20 protein-coding genes are annotated in these 18,165 nt (G+C 53.2%); 8 read left to right on the plus strand and 12 right to left on the minus strand.

Annotated features, from left to right (window positions below):
• Positions 1-394: 394 nt before the first annotated feature.
• The 4 genes from glmM to rlmE form a co-directional block, all read right to left on the minus strand.
• Positions 395-1,732, minus strand: coding sequence for a phosphoglucosamine mutase (glmM, locus tag ACX9GU_RS24300; RefSeq protein ID WP_024483368.1), 1,338 nt, complete (start codon positions 1,730-1,732; stop codon positions 395-397).
• Positions 1,733-1,739: 7 nt separating this feature from the next.
• Entirely contained in the window at positions 1,740-2,573 is an 834-nt protein-coding gene (folP, locus tag ACX9GU_RS24305) for a dihydropteroate synthase (RefSeq protein WP_473193191.1), read from the minus strand.
• A 140-nt stretch (positions 2,574-2,713) separates the two neighbouring features.
• Positions 2,714-4,645 carry an ATP-dependent zinc metalloprotease FtsH gene (gene ftsH / locus ACX9GU_RS24310; protein ID WP_024529076.1) on the minus strand — a complete coding sequence of 644 codons (1,932 nt, stop codon included), beginning with the start codon at positions 4,643-4,645 and terminating at the stop codon, positions 2,714-2,716.
• 56 nt (positions 4,646-4,701) lie between these two features.
• Positions 4,702-5,331, minus strand: coding sequence for a 23S rRNA (uridine(2552)-2'-O)-methyltransferase RlmE (gene rlmE / locus ACX9GU_RS24315; RefSeq protein WP_021179046.1), 630 nt, complete (start codon positions 5,329-5,331; stop codon positions 4,702-4,704).
• A gap of 143 nt (positions 5,332-5,474) precedes the next feature.
• Between rlmE and yhbY the strand changes: the two genes are divergently transcribed.
• Positions 5,475-5,768, plus strand: coding sequence for a ribosome assembly RNA-binding protein YhbY (gene yhbY / locus ACX9GU_RS24320; protein WP_021807520.1), 294 nt, complete (start codon positions 5,475-5,477; stop codon positions 5,766-5,768).
• A gap of 115 nt (positions 5,769-5,883) precedes the next feature.
• On the opposite strand, the gene greA is transcribed toward yhbY, so the two are convergent.
• Complete coding sequence (gene greA, locus ACX9GU_RS24325; RefSeq protein ID WP_021179044.1) at positions 5,884-6,360, minus strand: transcription elongation factor GreA; 477 nt, start codon at positions 6,358-6,360, stop codon at positions 5,884-5,886.
• Positions 6,361-6,664: 304 nt separating this feature from the next.
• On the opposite strand from greA, the gene dacB reads away from it, so the two are divergent.
• From dacB to pmrB, 3 genes are read left to right on the plus strand one after another with little or no spacing between them, the layout of a single operon-like run.
• Entirely contained in the window at positions 6,665-8,098 is a 1,434-nt protein-coding gene (dacB, locus tag ACX9GU_RS24330) for a serine-type D-Ala-D-Ala carboxypeptidase (RefSeq protein ID WP_021807522.1), read from the plus strand.
• Between the two features lie 11 nt (positions 8,099-8,109).
• Complete coding sequence (gene pmrA, locus ACX9GU_RS24335) at positions 8,110-8,772, plus strand: two-component system response regulator PmrA (protein WP_179248716.1); 663 nt, start codon at positions 8,110-8,112, stop codon at positions 8,770-8,772.
• Positions 8,769-9,833: a two-component system sensor histidine kinase PmrB gene (gene pmrB / locus ACX9GU_RS24340; RefSeq protein ID WP_473193192.1), complete on the plus strand. Its 1,065-nt coding sequence runs from the start codon at positions 8,769-8,771 to the stop codon at positions 9,831-9,833. The genes pmrA and pmrB overlap by 4 nt, the downstream gene beginning before the upstream one ends.
• Before the next feature lie 88 nt (positions 9,834-9,921).
• Here the strand turns inward: pmrB and cgtA are convergent, their stop codons facing one another.
• From cgtA to rplU, 4 genes are all read right to left on the minus strand, one after another.
• The gene (gene cgtA / locus ACX9GU_RS24345; RefSeq protein WP_024483364.1) at positions 9,922-11,094 is read right to left on the minus strand and encodes an Obg family GTPase CgtA; all 1,173 of its coding nucleotides are present in this window, start codon (positions 11,092-11,094) and stop codon (positions 9,922-9,924) included.
• A 16-nt stretch (positions 11,095-11,110) separates the two neighbouring features.
• Positions 11,111-12,082 carry a DMT family transporter gene (locus tag ACX9GU_RS24350; RefSeq protein ID WP_021807524.1) on the minus strand — a complete coding sequence of 324 codons (972 nt, stop codon included), beginning with the start codon at positions 12,080-12,082 and terminating at the stop codon, positions 11,111-11,113.
• Between the two features lie 107 nt (positions 12,083-12,189).
• The gene (gene rpmA, locus ACX9GU_RS24355) at positions 12,190-12,447 is read right to left on the minus strand and encodes a 50S ribosomal protein L27 (RefSeq protein ID WP_004933559.1); all 258 of its coding nucleotides are present in this window, start codon (positions 12,445-12,447) and stop codon (positions 12,190-12,192) included.
• Positions 12,448-12,464: 17 nt separating this feature from the next.
• Positions 12,465-12,776 (minus strand): 50S ribosomal protein L21, encoded by a 312-nt coding sequence (rplU, locus tag ACX9GU_RS24360; protein WP_004955927.1) that lies wholly within the window; start codon positions 12,774-12,776, stop codon positions 12,465-12,467.
• A 269-nt stretch (positions 12,777-13,045) separates the two neighbouring features.
• On the opposite strand from rplU, the gene ispB reads away from it, so the two are divergent.
• A complete protein-coding gene (ispB, locus tag ACX9GU_RS24365; RefSeq protein ID WP_021807527.1) occupies positions 13,046-14,017 on the plus strand; it encodes an octaprenyl diphosphate synthase in 972 nt (323 codons plus the stop codon).
• Between the two features lie 44 nt (positions 14,018-14,061).
• Here the strand turns inward: ispB and ACX9GU_RS24370 are convergent, their stop codons facing one another.
• A complete protein-coding gene (locus tag ACX9GU_RS24370; RefSeq protein WP_473193193.1) occupies positions 14,062-14,436 on the minus strand; it encodes a YfeC-like transcriptional regulator in 375 nt (124 codons plus the stop codon).
• A gap of 263 nt (positions 14,437-14,699) precedes the next feature.
• A complete protein-coding gene (locus tag ACX9GU_RS24375) occupies positions 14,700-15,056 on the minus strand; it encodes a DNA-binding protein (protein WP_473193194.1) in 357 nt (118 codons plus the stop codon).
• A gap of 181 nt (positions 15,057-15,237) precedes the next feature.
• On the opposite strand from ACX9GU_RS24375, the gene ACX9GU_RS24380 reads away from it, so the two are divergent.
• Positions 15,238-15,498 carry a helix-turn-helix domain-containing protein gene (locus ACX9GU_RS24380; RefSeq protein ID WP_071783710.1) on the plus strand — a complete coding sequence of 87 codons (261 nt, stop codon included), beginning with the start codon at positions 15,238-15,240 and terminating at the stop codon, positions 15,496-15,498.
• A gap of 62 nt (positions 15,499-15,560) precedes the next feature.
• On the opposite strand, the gene mdh is transcribed toward ACX9GU_RS24380, so the two are convergent.
• Complete coding sequence (gene mdh / locus ACX9GU_RS24385; RefSeq protein ID WP_021179035.1) at positions 15,561-16,499, minus strand: malate dehydrogenase; 939 nt, start codon at positions 16,497-16,499, stop codon at positions 15,561-15,563.
• Between the two features lie 465 nt (positions 16,500-16,964).
• Between mdh and argR the strand changes: the two genes are divergently transcribed.
• The gene (gene argR / locus ACX9GU_RS24390; protein ID WP_021179033.1) at positions 16,965-17,435 is read left to right on the plus strand and encodes a transcriptional regulator ArgR; all 471 of its coding nucleotides are present in this window, start codon (positions 16,965-16,967) and stop codon (positions 17,433-17,435) included.
• Between the two features lie 403 nt (positions 17,436-17,838).
• On the plus strand, positions 17,839-18,102 hold the full coding sequence (yhcN, locus tag ACX9GU_RS24395; protein WP_021807531.1) for a peroxide/acid stress response protein YhcN: 264 nt from the start codon (positions 17,839-17,841) through the stop codon (positions 18,100-18,102).
• Positions 18,103-18,165 lie beyond the last annotated feature (63 nt).

Below are 18,165 nucleotides of genomic sequence, written 5' to 3' on the forward strand. Positions count from 1 at the left end.
CGCAAGGGCAATTTGCAACCACCGATGCGTTTGCGGAAAAAAACAGCAAAAACAGGGATAATCGGCCCCTCACCCCAACCCTCTCCCACAGGGAGAGGGAGCTGAAAGTCCCTGCCCTGTTGGGAGAAAGAAGATAATCTCAGCAAAGCTTGAGCGTCACTTGAGCCAAGGTGAGTCACTACAATCTCAGCAAACTCGATCGCTTTCTCATCCAAGGTGAGCCACTACAATCCCAGCAAACTCGATCGCTTTCTCATCCAAGGTGAGTCACTACAATCTCAGCTAACTCGATCGCTTTCTCATCCAAGGTAAGTCACGATAATTTCAAACATCCTCGATCGGTCCCCTCTCCTGGGGGAGAGGGTTAGGGTGAGGGCGTCTGTTTATCAGCTGATCAACCTGCCAGCTTGACCGCATCGGCGATACGATGCGCCAACGCGATAACCTGCTGTTCATCTTCGCCTTCCACCATCACGCGGATCAGTGGCTCAGTGCCCGATTTACGCAGCAGCACGCGGCCACGACCGGCCAATTCGGCTTCGACCTGCTCAGCGACCTTCAACACCGCCTCTGACTCCAGCGGGTTATGCTCACCGACAAAGCGCACGTTGACCAGGATCTGTGGCAGTAACTTCATGCCGCTGCACAGGTCATGCAGGCTCATGTTATTACGCACGATTGCCGTCAACACTTGCAGGCCAGCGACGATACCGTCCCCGGTGGTGGTTTTGTCCAGCAGGATCACGTGGCCGGAGTTTTCCGCCCCAATGCGCCAGCCCAACTCTTGCAGTTTTTCCAGTACGTAGCGGTCACCCACCTTGGCACGGGCAAACGGGATGCCGAGCTGCTTCAGTGCCAGCTCCAGGCCCATGTTGCTCATCAGGGTGCCCACGGCACCGCCGCGCAACTGCCCTTGGCGCAGGCCTTCACGAGCGATGATGTAGAGGATCTGATCGCCGTCGACCTTGTTACCCAGGTGATCCACCATCATCACACGGTCGCCATCGCCATCAAAGGCCAGGCCAACGTGTGCCTGTTCTTCCAGCACGCGCGCCTGCAGTTGACGTACATCGGTAGCGCCACACTCTTCGTTGATGTTCATGCCATCCGGCTCACAGCCGATAGCGATCACCGTGGCGCCCAGCTCACGCAAAACGCTTGGGGCAATGTGATAGGTCGCACCGTTGGCGCAGTCCACCACGATCTTCAGCCCGTTCAGGCTCAGTTCGCTCGGGAAGGTGCCTTTACAAAATTCGATATAGCGCCCAGCGGCATCGACAATGCGGCTGGCTTTACCCAACTCGGCGGATTCAACGCAGGTCAGCGGTTTTTCCATTTCCGCTTCAATCGCTTCTTCCACATCGTCTGGCAGTTTGGCACCGTCGATGGAGAAGAACTTGATGCCGTTATCGTAAAACGGGTTATGTGAGGCAGAAATCACGATCCCGGCTTCCGCACGGAAAGTTCGGGTCAGATAAGCCACCGCAGGGGTTGGCATCGGGCCGGTAAACGAAGCGGATAGCCCCGCAGCCGCCAGCCCAGCTTCCAGCGCCGACTCCAGCATATAGCCAGAGATCCGGGTGTCTTTGCCGATGATGATCTTACGCGAACCGTGACGAGCCAATACCTTGCCGGCCGCCCAGCCGAGTTTAAGAACGAATTCTGGGGTAATTGGACTGTCGCCGACTTTGCCACGAATGCCGTCGGTACCAAAGTATTTGCGTTCGCTCATGTTTCTACTATCCCTTAGCTGAAAGTGTTGCCTCGACGACACGCATCGCCTCGACGGTTTCTTTGACATCATGCACTCTGACTATCTGCGCCCCCTGCATCGCGGCAATCACCGCACAGGCAACGCTGCCGATAACCCGCTGTTCGGGTGGGACATTCAATAGCTGCCCAATCATCGATTTACGCGACATCCCCACCAACAGTGGCAAGCCAAAGTGATGAAATTCCGCCAATCGGGCCAGAAGCTGATAATTATGCGCTAAATTCTTACCGAAACCGAAGCCTGGGTCGAGTAACAATTTCTGTTTTGCTATCCCGCCTGCAATACAGCGGTCGATATGGTGCTGGAAAAACGCATTTACGTCCGCCATCAGGTCATCGTAATGCGGTGCCTGTTGCATGGTACGCGGCTCGCCTTGCATATGCATCAGGCAGACTGGCAGACCGCTTTCGGCGGCTGCCTCCAACGCACCAGGCTCCTGCAACGAGCGAACGTCGTTGATCAGGTGCGCACCGGCTTTAGCGGATTCGCGGATCACACCTGCTTTTGAGGTATCCACCGAGATAAAAATCTCAAACCGCTGCGCCAAGGCTTCCACTACCGGCACAACGCGCTCAATCTCTTCCTCTTCACTGACCTCGGCAGCACCCGGGCGCGTGGACTCGCCCCCCACATCGATCATCGTTGCACCCGCCGAAATCAGCGCATGCGCATGCAGCAGAGCATCATTCAGCGAATTATGCCGCCCGCCGTCAGAGAAGGAGTCTGGCGTAACATTGAGGATCCCCATCACCCGAGGATGGTTGAGATCGAGGATTTGGTCGCGCACGGTTAACTGCATGATTAATCTACCTTGGAGTCAATACTACTACTGTTGCCTGGAGTGGATCCCGCCCCTCTCACCCAAGGAGAGGCAGCAATTTTCAGCCAGCAATAAAAAACCCCGGCTGGCCGGGGTTTTATTTTACGCTACAGCCGATATTACTTGTCGAGCTGTTCAGACATGGTGTTGCCTGGGTTTGGCGTACGCGGCTCATCTACCGGCGTTGGTGCTTTTGGTGTGCCACCGTTGTCGGAGTTGTTGCTTTTCGCCACGTCGTCCCAACCTGCTGGCGGACGCACATCTTTACGGTTCATCAGGTCGTCGATCTGTGGTGCATCGATGGTTTCATATTTCATCAGTGCATCTTTCATCGAATGCAGGATGTCCATGTTTTCCATCAGCAACGCACGTGCGCGAATGTAGTTGCGCTCAATCAGGGATTTGACTTCCTGGTCGATGATACGTGCGGTTTCGTCCGACATGTGTTTCGCCTTGGCCACGGAACGGCCCAGGAACACCTCGCCCTCTTCTTCCGCATACAGCAATGGCCCCAGCTTCTCAGAGAAGCCCCATTGGGTCACCATGTTGCGGGCGATCGAGGTAGCGACTTTAATGTCGTTCGATGCACCGGTAGAGACTTTTTCCGGCCCGTAAATAATTTCTTCTGCCAGACGGCCACCGTACAGGGTGGAGATTTGGCTTTCCAGCTTCTGACGGCTGGCGCTGATCGCATCCCCTTCCGGCAGGAAGAAGGTCACGCCGAGCGCACGGCCACGAGGAATAATCGTGACTTTATGCACCGGGTCATGCTCAGGAACCAGGCGGCCAATGATGGCGTGGCCCGCTTCGTGATAGGCGGTCGATTCTTTCTGTGCTTCCGTCATCACCATGGAGCGACGTTCCGCACCCATCATGATCTTGTCTTTGGCTTTTTCGAACTCCACCATCGACACCACGCGCTTGTTGCCACGTGCTGCGAACAGAGCCGCTTCGTTGACCAGGTTGGCCAAGTCCGCACCGGAGAAGCCCGGAGTACCACGTGCAAGCACAGAAGCATCAACATCTGGCGCCAACGGCACGCGACGGGAGTGCACCTTCAGGATTTGCTCACGGCCACGCACGTCTGGCAGCCCAACCACCACTTGGCGGTCGAAACGGCCTGGACGCAGTAACGCAGGGTCCAGTACGTCAGGACGGTTGGTTGCCGCGATGACGATAATACCTTCGTTGCCTTCAAAGCCGTCCATCTCAACCAGCATCTGGTTCAGCGTTTGCTCACGTTCATCGTGACCACCGCCCAGACCTGCGCCACGTTGGCGACCTACGGCGTCGATTTCATCGATAAAGATGATGCACGGTGCCGCTTTCTTGGCCTGTTCGAACATGTCACGGACGCGGGATGCACCCACACCGACGAACATTTCGACGAAGTCAGAACCGGAAATGGTGAAGAACGGGACTTTCGCCTCGCCGGCAATCGCTTTCGCCAGCAGGGTTTTACCGGTACCCGGAGGGCCAACCATCAGCACGCCTTTCGGGATCTTACCGCCCAGTTTCTGGAAACGGCTCGGTTCGCGCAGGTAGTCTACCAGTTCACTCACTTCTTCTTTTGCTTCGTCACAGCCTGCAACGTCGGCAAAAGTGGTTTTAATCTGGTCTTCCGTCAGCATACGGGCCTTGCTCTTGCCGAAGGACATCGCGCCCTTGCCGCCGCCGCCCTGCATTTGCCGCATGAAGAAGATCCAGACCCCAATCAACAACAGCATTGGGAACCAGGAAATAAAGATGGAAGCCAGCAAACTTGGCTCTTCCGGTGGCTCACCAACAACTTTCACGTTTTTGGTTAACAACGTATCCAGTAACTTCGGATCGTTGACCGGGATGTAAGTGGTGTACTTGTTGCTGTCTTTACGGACAACGTTGATTTCACGCCCATTAATGCGCGCTTCACGGATCTGATCTTGGGTCAGTTCGGTCATGAAGGTAGAGTAATCTACCCTTCGGCCATTAGACTCGCTGGGCCCAAAGCTCTGGAATACCGACATCAAAACGACCGCGATGACTAGCCAGAGAATTAGGTTTTTCGCCATGTCACTCAAGGGATTAACCTCATATTACAACTGTGTTAACAAACAGCGTTAGGGTACTACAGTTTCCGCCCTGTCGCTACAATGTACACTTCACGCGAACGTGCGCGAGAAGCGTCTGGCTTACGAATCTTAACCTTCGTAAACAGGGAGCGAATTTCCCGTAGGTACTCGTCAAAACCATCTCCCTGGAACACCTTCACCAGGAAACTACCGCCTGGTGCGAGAACATCACGACACATTTCCAGTGCTAATTCCACCAGATACATCGATTTTGGGATATCGACCGCCGGGGTGCCGCTCATATTCGGGGCCATGTCAGACATGACTACCTGAACCTTACTATCACCTACACGTTCCAACAGTGCTTTGAGGACCAGTTCATCACGAAAATCGCCCTGAAGGAAATCGACGCCAACGATAGGATCCATTGGCAAAATATCACAGGCAATGATACGCCCGTTACCACCAATCTGGGTTACCACATATTGCGACCAACCGCCCGGCGCAGCCCCCAAATCAACGACCGTCATACCCGGTTTGAACAGTTTGTCACTTTGCTGTATTTCATCAAGTTTAAACCAGGCGCGCGAGCGCAGCCCTTTTTTCTGCGCCTGAAGTACATATTTATCGCTAAAGTGTTCTTGGAGCCAGCGACTGGAACTGGCCGAACGCTTTTTATTTGCCATCGAGTATTCCAACTATCCTAAAAAGAGTCTCATGCCAGGTTCGCTTCTCACGTAAACTCAATTCGGTGCAGACCGATTTGGTGATACACATGAGATGGCGGTAGAATGTACCGTTTTCAATCCCAACTTAAGCAAAAAAGACAATGAATCTGAATAATAAACAAAAACAACACCTGAAAGGCCTGGCACATCCGTTAAAACCGGTGGTCATGCTGGGTAATAACGGTCTCACCGAAGGGGTGTTGGCTGAAATTGAGCTGGCTCTGGAGCATCACGAGCTGATCAAAGTAAAAATTGCTGCCGAAGATCGCGAAACCAAAACCCTGATCGCCGACGCTATTGTGCGTGAAACGGGTGCCTGCAATGTGCAAGTGATCGGCAGTACGCTTATTCTTTACCGCCCGTCGAAAGAGCGCAAGATCACTTTGCCGCGCTAAACCGTAATCTGTTTGCTGAGACGGTGCCATGCGCCGGGCTCAGATAAAAGGCCGCTTGCGGCCTTTTTCCTTTCTTTACAAAACCCTGCTGAACTTTTAACCAACTCGGGCGAAATTAAAGATATTCCACTTTCAGGATTTCGTATTCTACATCACCACCCGGGGTTTTGATGACAACAACATCATCCTGCTCTTTGCCAATCAGGCCACGAGCCATCGGTGAGTTGACAGAGATAAGATTTTTCTTAAAGTCTGCTTCATCATCACCCACGATGCGGTAAGTCACCTGATCTTCGCTATCCAGGTTCATCACCGAGACGGTTGCGCCAAAAATCACGCGGCCAGTCTGAGGCATTTTAGTGATGTCGATCACCTGCGCATTGGACAGTTTGGCCTCGATTTCCTGGATACGCCCTTCACAGAAACCCTGCTGTTCACGAGCGGCATGGTACTCGGCGTTTTCTTTCAGGTCACCGTGTTCGCGTGCGGTGGCGATGTCGGCAATGATTTTCGGGCGACGCACACCTTTCAAATATTCTAGTTCTTCACGCAGTTGTTCTGCGCCAAACAAGGTCATCGGGATCTGTTTCATCGTTAAATACCTCTAAATCTATCCTGTTCAAATATACCCGTGGTGTTACAAGCTAACCGCAGCTCGACATCCCCAGGGCATTAGCGTCATCCTGACGTGTTCGTATGAAATTACGGCAGGCGTTGCGCCTTCCGTCTCCAGGCGATAAACAAAAGAAACCGAGCTCGGAGGTTTGCTCCAAGTCAGCGTCGATTTTGCATTTTGATACGCATTTTAGCCTAGAGTTCCTTAAGGGTCATCGTTTACTTTATCCCTTGATGCACCGTAGTATGACAGCACGTTATCCAGCTGTTACCCCGAGATTATGCGTTTTTCACGAATTGTCAGTGTATTGGCCTGCGCATTTGCTGTTAATGCCCATGCGGCCCCGGTTGAAGATTACACCCAATATTTGCCTGATGGGGCGAACCTGGCCCTGATAGTTCAGAAGATTGGCGCGACCACGCCAACCATCGACTATCACTCACAGCAAATGGCACTCCCGGCCAGCACCCAGAAGGTGCTTACCGCGCTGGCGGCTTTGTTGCAGCTCGGGCCGGACTATCGCTTCACCACGACACTGGAAAGTCAGGGCAACATCACGGATGGCGTGTTGCGTGGCAACCTTATCGCCCGTTTCAGCGGAGATCCCACCTTCAAGCGGCAGAATCTGCGCAATATGGTGGCGGAACTGAAAAAACAGGGAGTGCGCGAAATCAGCGGCGATGTGCTGGTCGATACCTCGGTATTTGCCAGCCATGACAAAGCGCCCGGCTGGCCCTGGAACGATATGACCCAATGTTTCAGCGCCCCGCCAGCGGCAGCGATTGTCGATCGCAACTGTTTCTCCGTTTCCCTTTACAGCGCCCCTAACCCCGGTGAGATGGCGTTTATTCGCGTGGCCTCATTCTACCCGGTCAATATGTTCAGCCAGGTAAGAACGCTGGCGAAAGGCTCTCCGGATGCCCAATATTGTGAACTGGATGTGGTGCCGGGCGAATTGAACCGCTTTACACTGACCGGATGCCTGACCCAGCGCAGTGAACCACTGCCGTTGGCATTCGCCATTCAAGACGGAGCCAGCTATGCCGGTGCCATCCTGAAAGATGAGCTGGTCAAGTCAGGGATCCAGATTGGCGGCCATTTGAAACGCCAAACCCAGCCAGGTATGACGGGCACGGTAATCGCCCAGACGCAGTCTGCACCATTGCATGACCTGCTGAAAATCATGCTGAAAAAGTCGGACAACATGATTGCCGATACCGTGTTTCGCACTATCGGCCATGAACGCTTTGGCGTACCGGGCACCTGGCGCGCGGGGGCAGATGCAGTACGCCAGGTTCTGCGCCAGAAGGCCGGGGTAGATCTGGGTAACAGCATCGTGGTGGACGGCTCTGGCCTGTCGCGCCACAACCTGCTGGCACCCGCTACCATGATGCAGGCGTTGCAATATATTGCTCAGCACGACAGCGAGCTCAACTTTATCTCGATGCTGCCGCTGTCCGGTTATGACGGCACGCTGCGCTATCGCGGTGGCCTGCACGAAGCCGGGGTCGACGGTAAGGTTTCTGCCAAAACCGGGGCGCTGCAAGGGGTCTATAACCTGGCAGGCTTTATCACCACGGCCAGCGGTCAGCGCCTTGCCTTTGTTCAATATCTATCAGGTTACGCAGTGCCGCCAGAAGATCAGAAACAGCGCCGAGCGCCGCTGGTGCGGTTCGAAAGCCGGCTGTATCGGGATATCTATCAGAACAATTGAGGCCCAAGGGCATGAAGCTACTGATTGTTGAGGATGATGAGTTATTGCAGCAAGGCGTGGCGTTGGCAATGTCCAACGAAGGCTACGCCTGCGATTGTGCGGCCAGTGCTGCGCAGGCCAATAGCCTGATCGTCACCAGCCAGTACAGTATGGTGATCCTCGACCTCGGCCTGCCAGATACTGACGGTGCCACCCTGCTGCGGCAGTGGCGTCGTCAGCACATCAGCATCCCGGTGTTGATCCTCACCGCACGCGACGCGTTGCAAGACCGTGTCGATGGCCTGGACGCCGGTGCCGATGACTATCTGGTCAAACCCTTTGCGCTGATTGAGCTACAAGCCCGGGTTCGGGCTTTGATCCGCCGCTATCAGGGCCACAGCGATAACCTGCTGCAACAGGACGATCTGACACTCAACCTGTCCAGCCAGCAGGTGTATCTGCAACAGCAGGCGATAGACGTCACGCCGAAAGAGTTTGCCATTCTGTCGCGTCTGATGATGCGGGCCGGGCAAACCGTCAACCGTGAGCTGTTGCAACAGGATCTCTATACCTGGAACGACGATCTGGGCTCGAATACCCTCGAAGTCCATATGCACAACTTGCGCCGTAAACTGGGCAAAGATCGTATCCGTACCGTTCGTGGCATCGGTTACCGACTGGAGCCCGCATCTTGATCAGCATGCGCCGTCGTTTGCTGCTGATGTTGGCCCTGATCCTGCTGGTCACCCAGCTCATCAGCGCGTTTTGGTTATGGCACGAAAGCCAGGAGCAAATCAGTTTCCTGGTGGATGAAACCCTTTCGGCCAAAGTCCGCAACGAGCGGGTCGATACCGAGATTGCCGAAGCGATCGCTTCCCTGCTAGCCCCTTCGTTGATCATGATGGTGGTGACCTTGCTGGCCTCCTTCTGGGCCATCAGCTGGATTATCCGGCCGTTGAATCAACTGCAGGAAAAGCTGGAGAAACGTTCGGCAGATAATCTGACCCCTTTGCCAGTATCTAACGACAGCCTAGAGGTGGTGGCGGTCACCAAGGCATTGAACCAGTTATTGTCACGCCTTGACCATACCATCCAGCAGGAACGCCTGTTTACTGCCGATGCTGCCCATGAATTACGCACGCCGCTGGCGGGGATCCGTTTGCATCTGGAACTGATGGATCAACAGGGGATCACCGGTAGTAAGCAACTGATCGCCCGCATTGACCAACTAATGCACGTGGTTGAGCAATTGCTGATGCTATCGCGCGCCGGGCAGGATTTCGCCAGCGGCCATTACCAGCAGTTTGACTGGGTGACCAACGTTATCAAGCCACTGCAGGGTGAGCTGGAGGAGCTTGCCGCTCTACGCGGGCAAAAGATTGTCTGGCAACTGCCAGCCAGTGCCCCAACCCATGGCGATCCGGTGCTGCTACGCCTGATGCTGCGTAATCTGGTTGAAAATGCGCACCGCTATGGCCCTGAGAAGAGTGTCATTCGTGTTCAGCTCACCCCCGAGAATAATGGGCAACGCTTACAGGTGCTCGACGAGGGACCGGGTATCAAGCAAGAGATGGCGGGAGAGTTGACTCAGGCCTTCCGCCGGATGGATCAGCGTTATGGCGGTAGCGGGCTGGGATTGAATATCGTGATCCGTATCGTTCAGTTGCACCGCGGCTGTCTACGTCTGGAAAACCGCACCGATGCCAGCGGCCTGGATGCACAGTGCTGGTTACCCGATCATATTTTGAATCATTAGCGTCGCATCATCGATTGAGGTTGCAGCAACCTCAATAAACAACAAGGGCCCGGTTCATCGAACCGAGCCCTTACGTTATTACGCAGAATTACTTCTGGTAGACGATTTCGACGCCTTCGTCGTCATCTTCATCCCAGTCATCATCCCAATCGTCATCCGCTTCAGCTTCCACTTCAGCGATCTGCTCACGGTGGTAATCATCCCACATGAATTCGACTTTTTCTGGCGCGCTTTCTTCGATCGCCATGGCTTTAGGTTGCGTATTGATGAAGTTCATCACGTCCCAGCACAGCGCGTTAACGCCTTCGCGGTTCGCGGCGGAGATCATGTAGTACTTACCTTCCCAACCCATGCCTTCTACGATCGCCTTGGCGCGCTCGGCGGCCTCTTCCTCGTCCAGCAGGTCAACTTTGTTGAACACCAGCCAGCGTGGCTTGTGCGACAGATTCTCACTGTACTGGTTGAGCTCGTTGATGATGACCTTGGCATTCTCTACCGGATCGGACTCGTCGATCGGAGCAATGTCCACCAGGTGCAGCAACACGCGGCAGCGCTCCAGGTGTTTCAGGAAACGGATCCCCAGGCCCGCACCTTCATGTGCGCCTTCGATCAGGCCAGGAATGTCCGCCACCACGAAGCTTTGTTCATGGTCCATACGTACCACGCCCAGGCTCGGTACCAGCGTGGTGAACGGGTAGTCCGCCACTTTTGGCTTGGCGGCAGAAACCGCGCGAATGAAGGTCGACTTACCGGCGTTCGGCAGGCCCAACATGCCCACATCCGCCAGCAGCAGCAGCTCCAGCAGGATATCGCGCATCTCGCCTTTGGTACCCAGCGTTTTTTGGCGCGGAGCACGGTTTACCGAGGATTTGAAACGGGTGTTGCCCAGGCCGTGCCAGCCGCCCTTCGCCACCATCAGACGCTGCTGATGACGGGTCATATCACCGAGGATCTCACCGGTGCCCTGATCCTGCACACGGGTACCGACCGGCACCTTGATTTCGACATCTTTACCGCGTTTTCCGGTACAGTCACGGCTCTGACCATTCTGGCCACGTTCGGCACGGAAAGATTTTTCAAAACGGTAATCGATCAGGGTATTCAGGTTTTCGTCTGCCACCAGGTAGACGTCACCGCCGTCACCGCCGTCACCGCCATCTGGCCCACCGTTCGGGATGTATTTTTCGCGGCGGAAGCTGACGCAACCATTACCGCCATCACCTGCCACGACCAGGATCGTTGCTTCATCTACAAACTTCATTTACCGTCTCCGTAACTCATTCACCGGGCCGCTTCAAAGAAGCAACCAGGTTGGTTTCTGCCCGTCGCGGCCACCAACGGTGACCAATTGCGGAAAACATGGCGCCTGCAACCACCACAAAAGCACCTACATAGCCAACGACATTCAATGCCGGGGCCGTAAATACCTGTGGCCAGGCCAGCGCCAATAAATCTGAAAACAGCAGGGTAAACAGGGGAGTCAGCGTGATTAACGCACTCACCTGGGCCGCCTGCCAGCGCGCCATCGCTTCCGCCAGCGCACCATAACCAATCAACGTGTTAGCACCACAGAACAGCAGACAGGCCAACTGCCAGCCGCTGAGCTGGAAAATCACCGCTGGCTTCGCAAGCGGGAATAACGCGATCGCACATAAAGTGTACAACAAGACCAGGATCTGCGGTGAGGCCAATCGACGCAGTAATACTTTCTGCGCCACGCCATAGGTCACCCAAACCATGGCTGCACACACGCCCAACAATACTCCGAGCGTGTAGTCTGTGAACTGAGTGAAGATCTCGATTAGGCTGACGTTGAAAAACAGCATCAGCCCGCAGATCAGCATCAGAGCGCCAATCACCTGAGTGATACGCATCCTTTCTTTCAGGATCAATACGCTGGCGAACATCATGCCCACCGGCGAGAGTTGGCCGATAACCTGCGAGGCCGTCGGACTCAAATATTGCAGCGAAGAGCTGAAGAAGACAAAGTTGCCCAGCAACCCGGCGGTAGCGATCGCCAGCAACAGCAACCAGCGGGGTTGGCGGAACATTTTCACCGGAGGTAAACGCCCGCGCACTGCCAGGATCATCCCCAGGCCGATGGCGGCAATCGTAAAGCGATACCAGACGATGGTAAACGGCTCCATCACTTCCAGCACTTCTTTCATGGCGATAGGCAATGCGCCCCAGCAAACCGCTGTGGTGACCGCCAGAAAAATACCAACGCCAGCCTGCTGTTTTTTTTCCATCTTCTCACTGTCTGTGCGTTGTGCCGTCTGGCACAAGCAATCTATAAATGTAAAAAGCCCCGCAACGAATTGCGGGGCTTAACATCTATTTCGTAAGGCTCGAAAAATTATTCAGCTTCGATGCTGATAAATTTACGATTGCTCGGGCCTTTAACTTCGAATTTGACTTTACCGTCTTTCAAAGCAAACAGAGTGTGGTCTTTGCCGCAACCCACGTTGGTACCAGCGTGGAATTTGGTGCCGCGCTGACGAACGATGATGCTGCCTGCCAGTACTGCTTCGCCGCCAAAGCGTTTTACGCCCAGACGTTTAGCTTCTGAATCGCGACCGTTACGAGTCGAGCCGCCAGCCTTTTTGTGTGCCATTAATCCGCTCTCCTAACTTAAGCGCTGATGCCGGTGATTTTAACATCAGTGAACCACTGACGGTGACCTTGCTGCTTACGATAGTGCTTACGACGACGAAACTTAACAATCTTGATCTTTTCGCCACGACCGTGAGCAACCACTTCAGCTTTGATCTTACCGCCATCGACGAAAGGAACGCCGATTTTGATATCTTCGCCATTAGCGATCATCAGAATCTGGTCAAACTCAACCGCTTCACCAGTTGCGATGTCCAGCTTTTCCAAGCGAACGGTCTGACCTTCGCTTACTCGGTGTTGTTTACCACCACTTTGGAAAACCGCGTACATATAAAACTCCGCTTTCCGCGTGCCCAACTGTTCAGTACAGAGCGCGCTATAAATATTCACAATAGGGCGCGAATTCTACGCAATAATCCCGCATATGACAAGAGCAGATTAGGGCCAGAAGGTGAAAAAAGAAGAAAAAAAACACAGTTTCTCTCACAACGTTTATCTGGGCCGATTTTCAAGTACAATCAACAGGACAGTTACCGCCATGTACCGATGTGAGCAGCGTTCTCATCGCGGTCAACAGAAACACAGCTGAAAAAAATACAATGAACCTAGAACAAATTACTGAGTTAACCGCGCAAGATATGGCGGCCGTGAACGCAACAATTCTCGAACAGTTGAATTCCGATGTCACGCTCATCAATCAACTTGGCTATTACATTATCAGCGGTGGCGGTAAGCGCATTCGCCCGATGATCGCCGTTTTGGCGGCACGGGCCTTGCACTATCAAGGCGATAAACACATTGCCGTCGCTGCTCTGATAGAGTTCATCCATACCGCTACCCTGTTGCATGATGACGTGGTGGATGAGTCCGACATGCGCCGTGGCAAGGCGACCGCCAACGCGGCGTTTGGTAATGCCGCCAGCGTGTTGGTGGGTGATTTCATTTATACGCGTGCTTTCCAGATGATGACCAGCCTGGAATCGCTGCGCGTGCTGGCAGTGATGTCCGAAGCGGTCAACGTGATCGCCGAAGGTGAAGTGCTGCAGTTGATGAACGTCAACGATCCGAATATCAGTGAAGAAAACTATATGCGGGTCATCTACAGCAAAACCGCTCGTCTGTTTGAGGCGGCAGCCCAGTCGTCAGCCATCCTCTCCGAGGCTAACCCGGCCGAAGAGCAGGCGCTGCAGGACTATGGCCGCTATCTTGGCACGGCATTCCAGCTGATCGACGATCTGCTGGACTACAGTGCAGACGGCGTGACCCTGGGTAAAAATACCGGCGATGACTTGAACGAGGGCAAGCCGACGCTGCCGTTGTTGCATGCGATGCATAATGGCAATGCCGAGCAGTCTGCGATGATCCGTGGCGCGATTGAACAGGGGAATGGCCGCCATCTGCTGGAGCCGGTTCTGGCTACCATGCAGGAGTGTGGTTCACTCACCTATACGCGTCAGCGTGCAGAAGAAGAAGCAGACAAGGCGATCGCCGCATTGCAGATTTTGCCCGACTCTCCTTATCGAACCGCACTGGAAGGATTAGCGCATCTGGCGGTTCAACGAGACTTTTAAGAAATTTAAGTTTCTTAATATTCAAATAGGCCTGCGGTGCGGGCCTATTTATTTGCCTTGCTAATGAGATCCAGCAGCCCCGCAGCCCCATTCGCCGCCAAAAAACTCAATAAAACCGCGTATTCGTCAGGTTTCATACCTGCCAGATAGTTCTGCAAACGTGCCCAAGGATCGTCATCACAGGAGACGCTATAAGCCGCTGGCTCCTCTGCGGCAAGAGGATACCGCTGGGGGTACAACTCGTTTTGGGTCGAGAGGGGCAGGCTGCTGATATGATACTCCTTAGTCACCCCCTGCTTGCCAAAACGCCGCTGCCAGCGCCAGTTTTGCTCACGTGCCCGCTTATTGATCCCTTGCGGGGAACTACCCAATTCGCCCTTCTCTTTCAGTTCGTTGGCGGTAAACCACTCCTTGTCCATTCCCCCTCCTTGATCTCGGCGCTGCCGCTAACTGACTTATCTGACCTTCCAGTTGCATGAACAACTAAAGCCAATAAGTTAGTTATAGCATTAACCAGGCCGCTGCCAATAGCCAAAAACCCGGCGAAATACTCAAGAAGTACTTACCAAACAAGGCGAAGAAAACACCAAAGCGACGTAGAAAGGAGCTTAGTGGGAGCAGCATAGGGCTAATCGGGCGCAACATGGGCCCCCTATGCAGCGCAGGTCAGTTGAGGTATGACTTACTGCTTATTTTTTTCAGCAATCCAGGCCAGCAGGCTATCCATACCTTCGCGCATCAAAAACGCCATCACTTTGCCACGCTCACTGTCTGAAAGCTGGTAATAGTATTCGACCCACACCGCCAGCGGGTCCTGACGCCCGGCCTCATAGATCGCAGGCTCTTCGCGCAATACCAGCAGGTTTTTGACGCCGGTAGGCAAGCTGTCGATATGGTATTCCAGCGCCTTGCCTTGTACGCCTTTGCGGCGACGGCTGAGCCAATTTTCGCGCCGGGCCATCAGATTTATTCCCTGTGTAGAGGACGGTAATCCTGCGATGCCTATCAGCTCCTTGGCAGCAAACCACTCGTTTTTCATAGCCATGATCTCGGGACAATAGTGTGGCAAGACAAATTTTTCAGAAACCATAAGGTATTTTTGGGAAACTTGGTGGTATCCTAGTTTCTGAATAAACGCTTCACGTTGTTCAAACGATTAATACTGACCTGTTAGTTATACCACTAACAGAACTTTCTCTAATCAAAAAAGGAATGAAAATATGAATTCACGGGACCCAGATTGGCATCCAGCAGACGTCATCGCGGCTTTGAAGAAGAGAGGTACCACTCTGGCAGCGGTTTCTCGGGGGGCAGGGCTAAGTTCATCGACGTTGGCCAACGCGTTGTCACGTCCTTGGCCCAAGGGAGAGTGGTTGATTGCTGATGCACTGAACGTACATCCGGCAGAGATCTGGCCGAGCAGGTATTTTGATCCGCTTACCCATCATCTGCGAGATCGGAAAAGTCGAATCAAATCATGATAAACATAAGAAAGCCGCCGGATTCGGCCCGGCGGCTTATCAAAACATCACATACTGAGGGATCAGTTGTTGATAAACTTCTCACCCAGTTCGATATCTTTGTGCAGCACGTCCAGCATTTCGCTCAGCGCTTTTTGCTCGAAGGCACTCAGAGTACCGATGTCTTTACGCTCTTCGATACCGTTTTTACCCAGTAGCAGCGGCTGTGCAAAGAAACGGGCATATTTGCCATCCCCTTCAACATAGGCGCATTCCACTACACCTTTCTCACCGCTCAGCGCACGCACCAGAGACAGACCAAAACGTGCAGCAGCCTGGCCCATAGACAGGGTTGCAGAACCGCCACCGGCTTTGGCTTCAACCACTTCGGTACCCGCATTCTGGATACGTTTGGTCAAATCAGCCACTTCCTGATCGCTAAAGCTTACGCCAGGGATCTGCGACAGCAGAGGCAGGATGGTCACGCCTGAGTGGCCGCCAATCACCGGTACGTTCAGTTCTTCCGGTTGTTTGCCTTTCAGTTCCGCGACGAAGGTGTTGGAACGGATGATATCCAGCGATGTGATGCCAAACAGTTTGTTTTTGTCGTAAACACCCGCTTTCTTCAACACTTCTGCCGCAATGGCTACCGTGGTATTCACCGGGTTGGTGATGATACCGATGCAGGCTTTCGGGCAGGTTTTGGCCACTTGCTCAATCAGGTTGCGTACGATGCCAGCGTTAACGTTGAACAGATCGGAACGATCCATCCCTGGTTTACGCGCAACGCCAGCAGAAATCAGCACCACGTCCGCACCGTGCAGCGCAGGGGTTGCATCTTCGCCACTGAAGCCTTTGATTTTAACTGCGGTTGGGATGTGGCTTAAGTCAACGGCAACGCCTGGGGTAACAGGGGCAATGTCGTAGAGGGAGAGTTCAGAACCTGAAGGAAGCTGGGTCTTGAGTAGAAGGGCGAGGGCCTGGCCGATACCGCCAGCAGCACCGAGAACTGCAACTTTCATCCTATACTCCTTTATTGTCTTAAATATAAAAGCGCCGTGAATTCTTTGGTCACGGACCTTAATTTATCACGCCTTTAAAAACAACCTCTTAACAGTCGGTTTTAGATCTGGCGCAATAAAATGGCCGATGTTGCGAGCATTTTAAAGTAAATAGCTTATGCATTAAGGGCATAGCGCACACTAATCGAAAATAGTGCCAAGCTTTTCACGATCGCGTTAACCGGCGGTTACATTACACCCTTACGTAACATCAGAACAACATCATTTTAATAACATTTTCGTTACCGGAGAGCTGACTCGCTTCCCGCACCGAAAGGGCATATTCATGAGCATCGGATTTTGTTAAAATCGCGCTCTTGCCTTTCTGTCTGGGCATTTTTGATTTTCCAGATGGCCCCCATATTGCATAAAAATGCATTTATATGCATAATAATCAGCTCTATTACCAACATTCCACGGTGCAAAATGCGTAATCCCGCAAAGCAGGAAGATCTGATCAAGGCGTTTAAGGCGTTATTGAAAGAAGAAAAATTCAGTTCTCAAGGCGAGATCGTTTTGGCGCTGCAAGAAGAAGGCTTCGAGAACATTAACCAGTCCAAGGTATCACGCATGCTGACCAAGTTCGGGGCGGTACGCACGCGTAATGCAAAAATGGAGATGGTGTACTGCCTCCCGGCTGAACTCGGTGTCCCTACCACCACCAGCCCGCTCAAGAATCTGGTGCTGGACGTGGACCATAACGATGCGGTGGTGGTGATCCATACCAGCCCAGGTGCGGCGCAGCTGATTGCCCGCCTGTTGGACTCACTGGGCAAATCCGAAGGGATCCTGGGCACCATTGCCGGTGACGATACTATTTTTGTCACTCCGGCCAGCTCCTTTACCGCACGTCAACTGTTTGAAGCCATTCTCTCCTTGTTCGAACAGGAACTTTGATGCATTCAGCACAGCCTGCGGCTTTCCGTCGCGGGCGGTGCACCCTTTATTAACCCCTCGTTTACTTCTCCAGCGCTGCCTACCACGTTTAAAACTGCCAATAAGCCGACCTGCAGCACATTTCAATGACATTTCTTGGTGACTGGTGATAGTGACTGGAAGCTTCCGCACTTTTAGTCAAAAGCACTTAGCTCATTGAAATTACATAAATTTAACATCAGAAGTGCATTTTATCGCCGTTTTTTATTCCATTAGGTTATTAAAAGTAACGGCCACCCCAATAAAGTTTCACTAGAAACTGTTAGTCAGCTATTAATTTTTGCCGTTACTAGATGTATACTCATTTTCGTGACGTAAATCACAGTTCATTGGAACTGATAAAAGAATACGAAGAGGATAAATCATGAAAATTAAAACTACTGTAGCGACAATTAGCCTGCTGTCCATGCTGTCTTTCGGTGCATTCGCAGCACAATCCATTGATGCTTCGCAGGCTGAAAAACTGCAGTCTGCTGGTACCATCACCGTGAGCGGCGTCGGTGCAGCACCTTCTGATATCCGTCAGGCGCTGTCTGCCAAAGCCGATGCCCAAGGCGCGACCGCTTACCGCGTGATCGAAGCTCGTAACGAAGGCAACTACCACGCTACCGCCGAGATTTACAAATAAGTACAAGATGTTATGTGAGCATTGCACGACAACTCTCTGGTAAAAAACCAAGTAGATAACCGC

This window comes from Serratia sp. K1WW1, assembly GCF_055790865.1.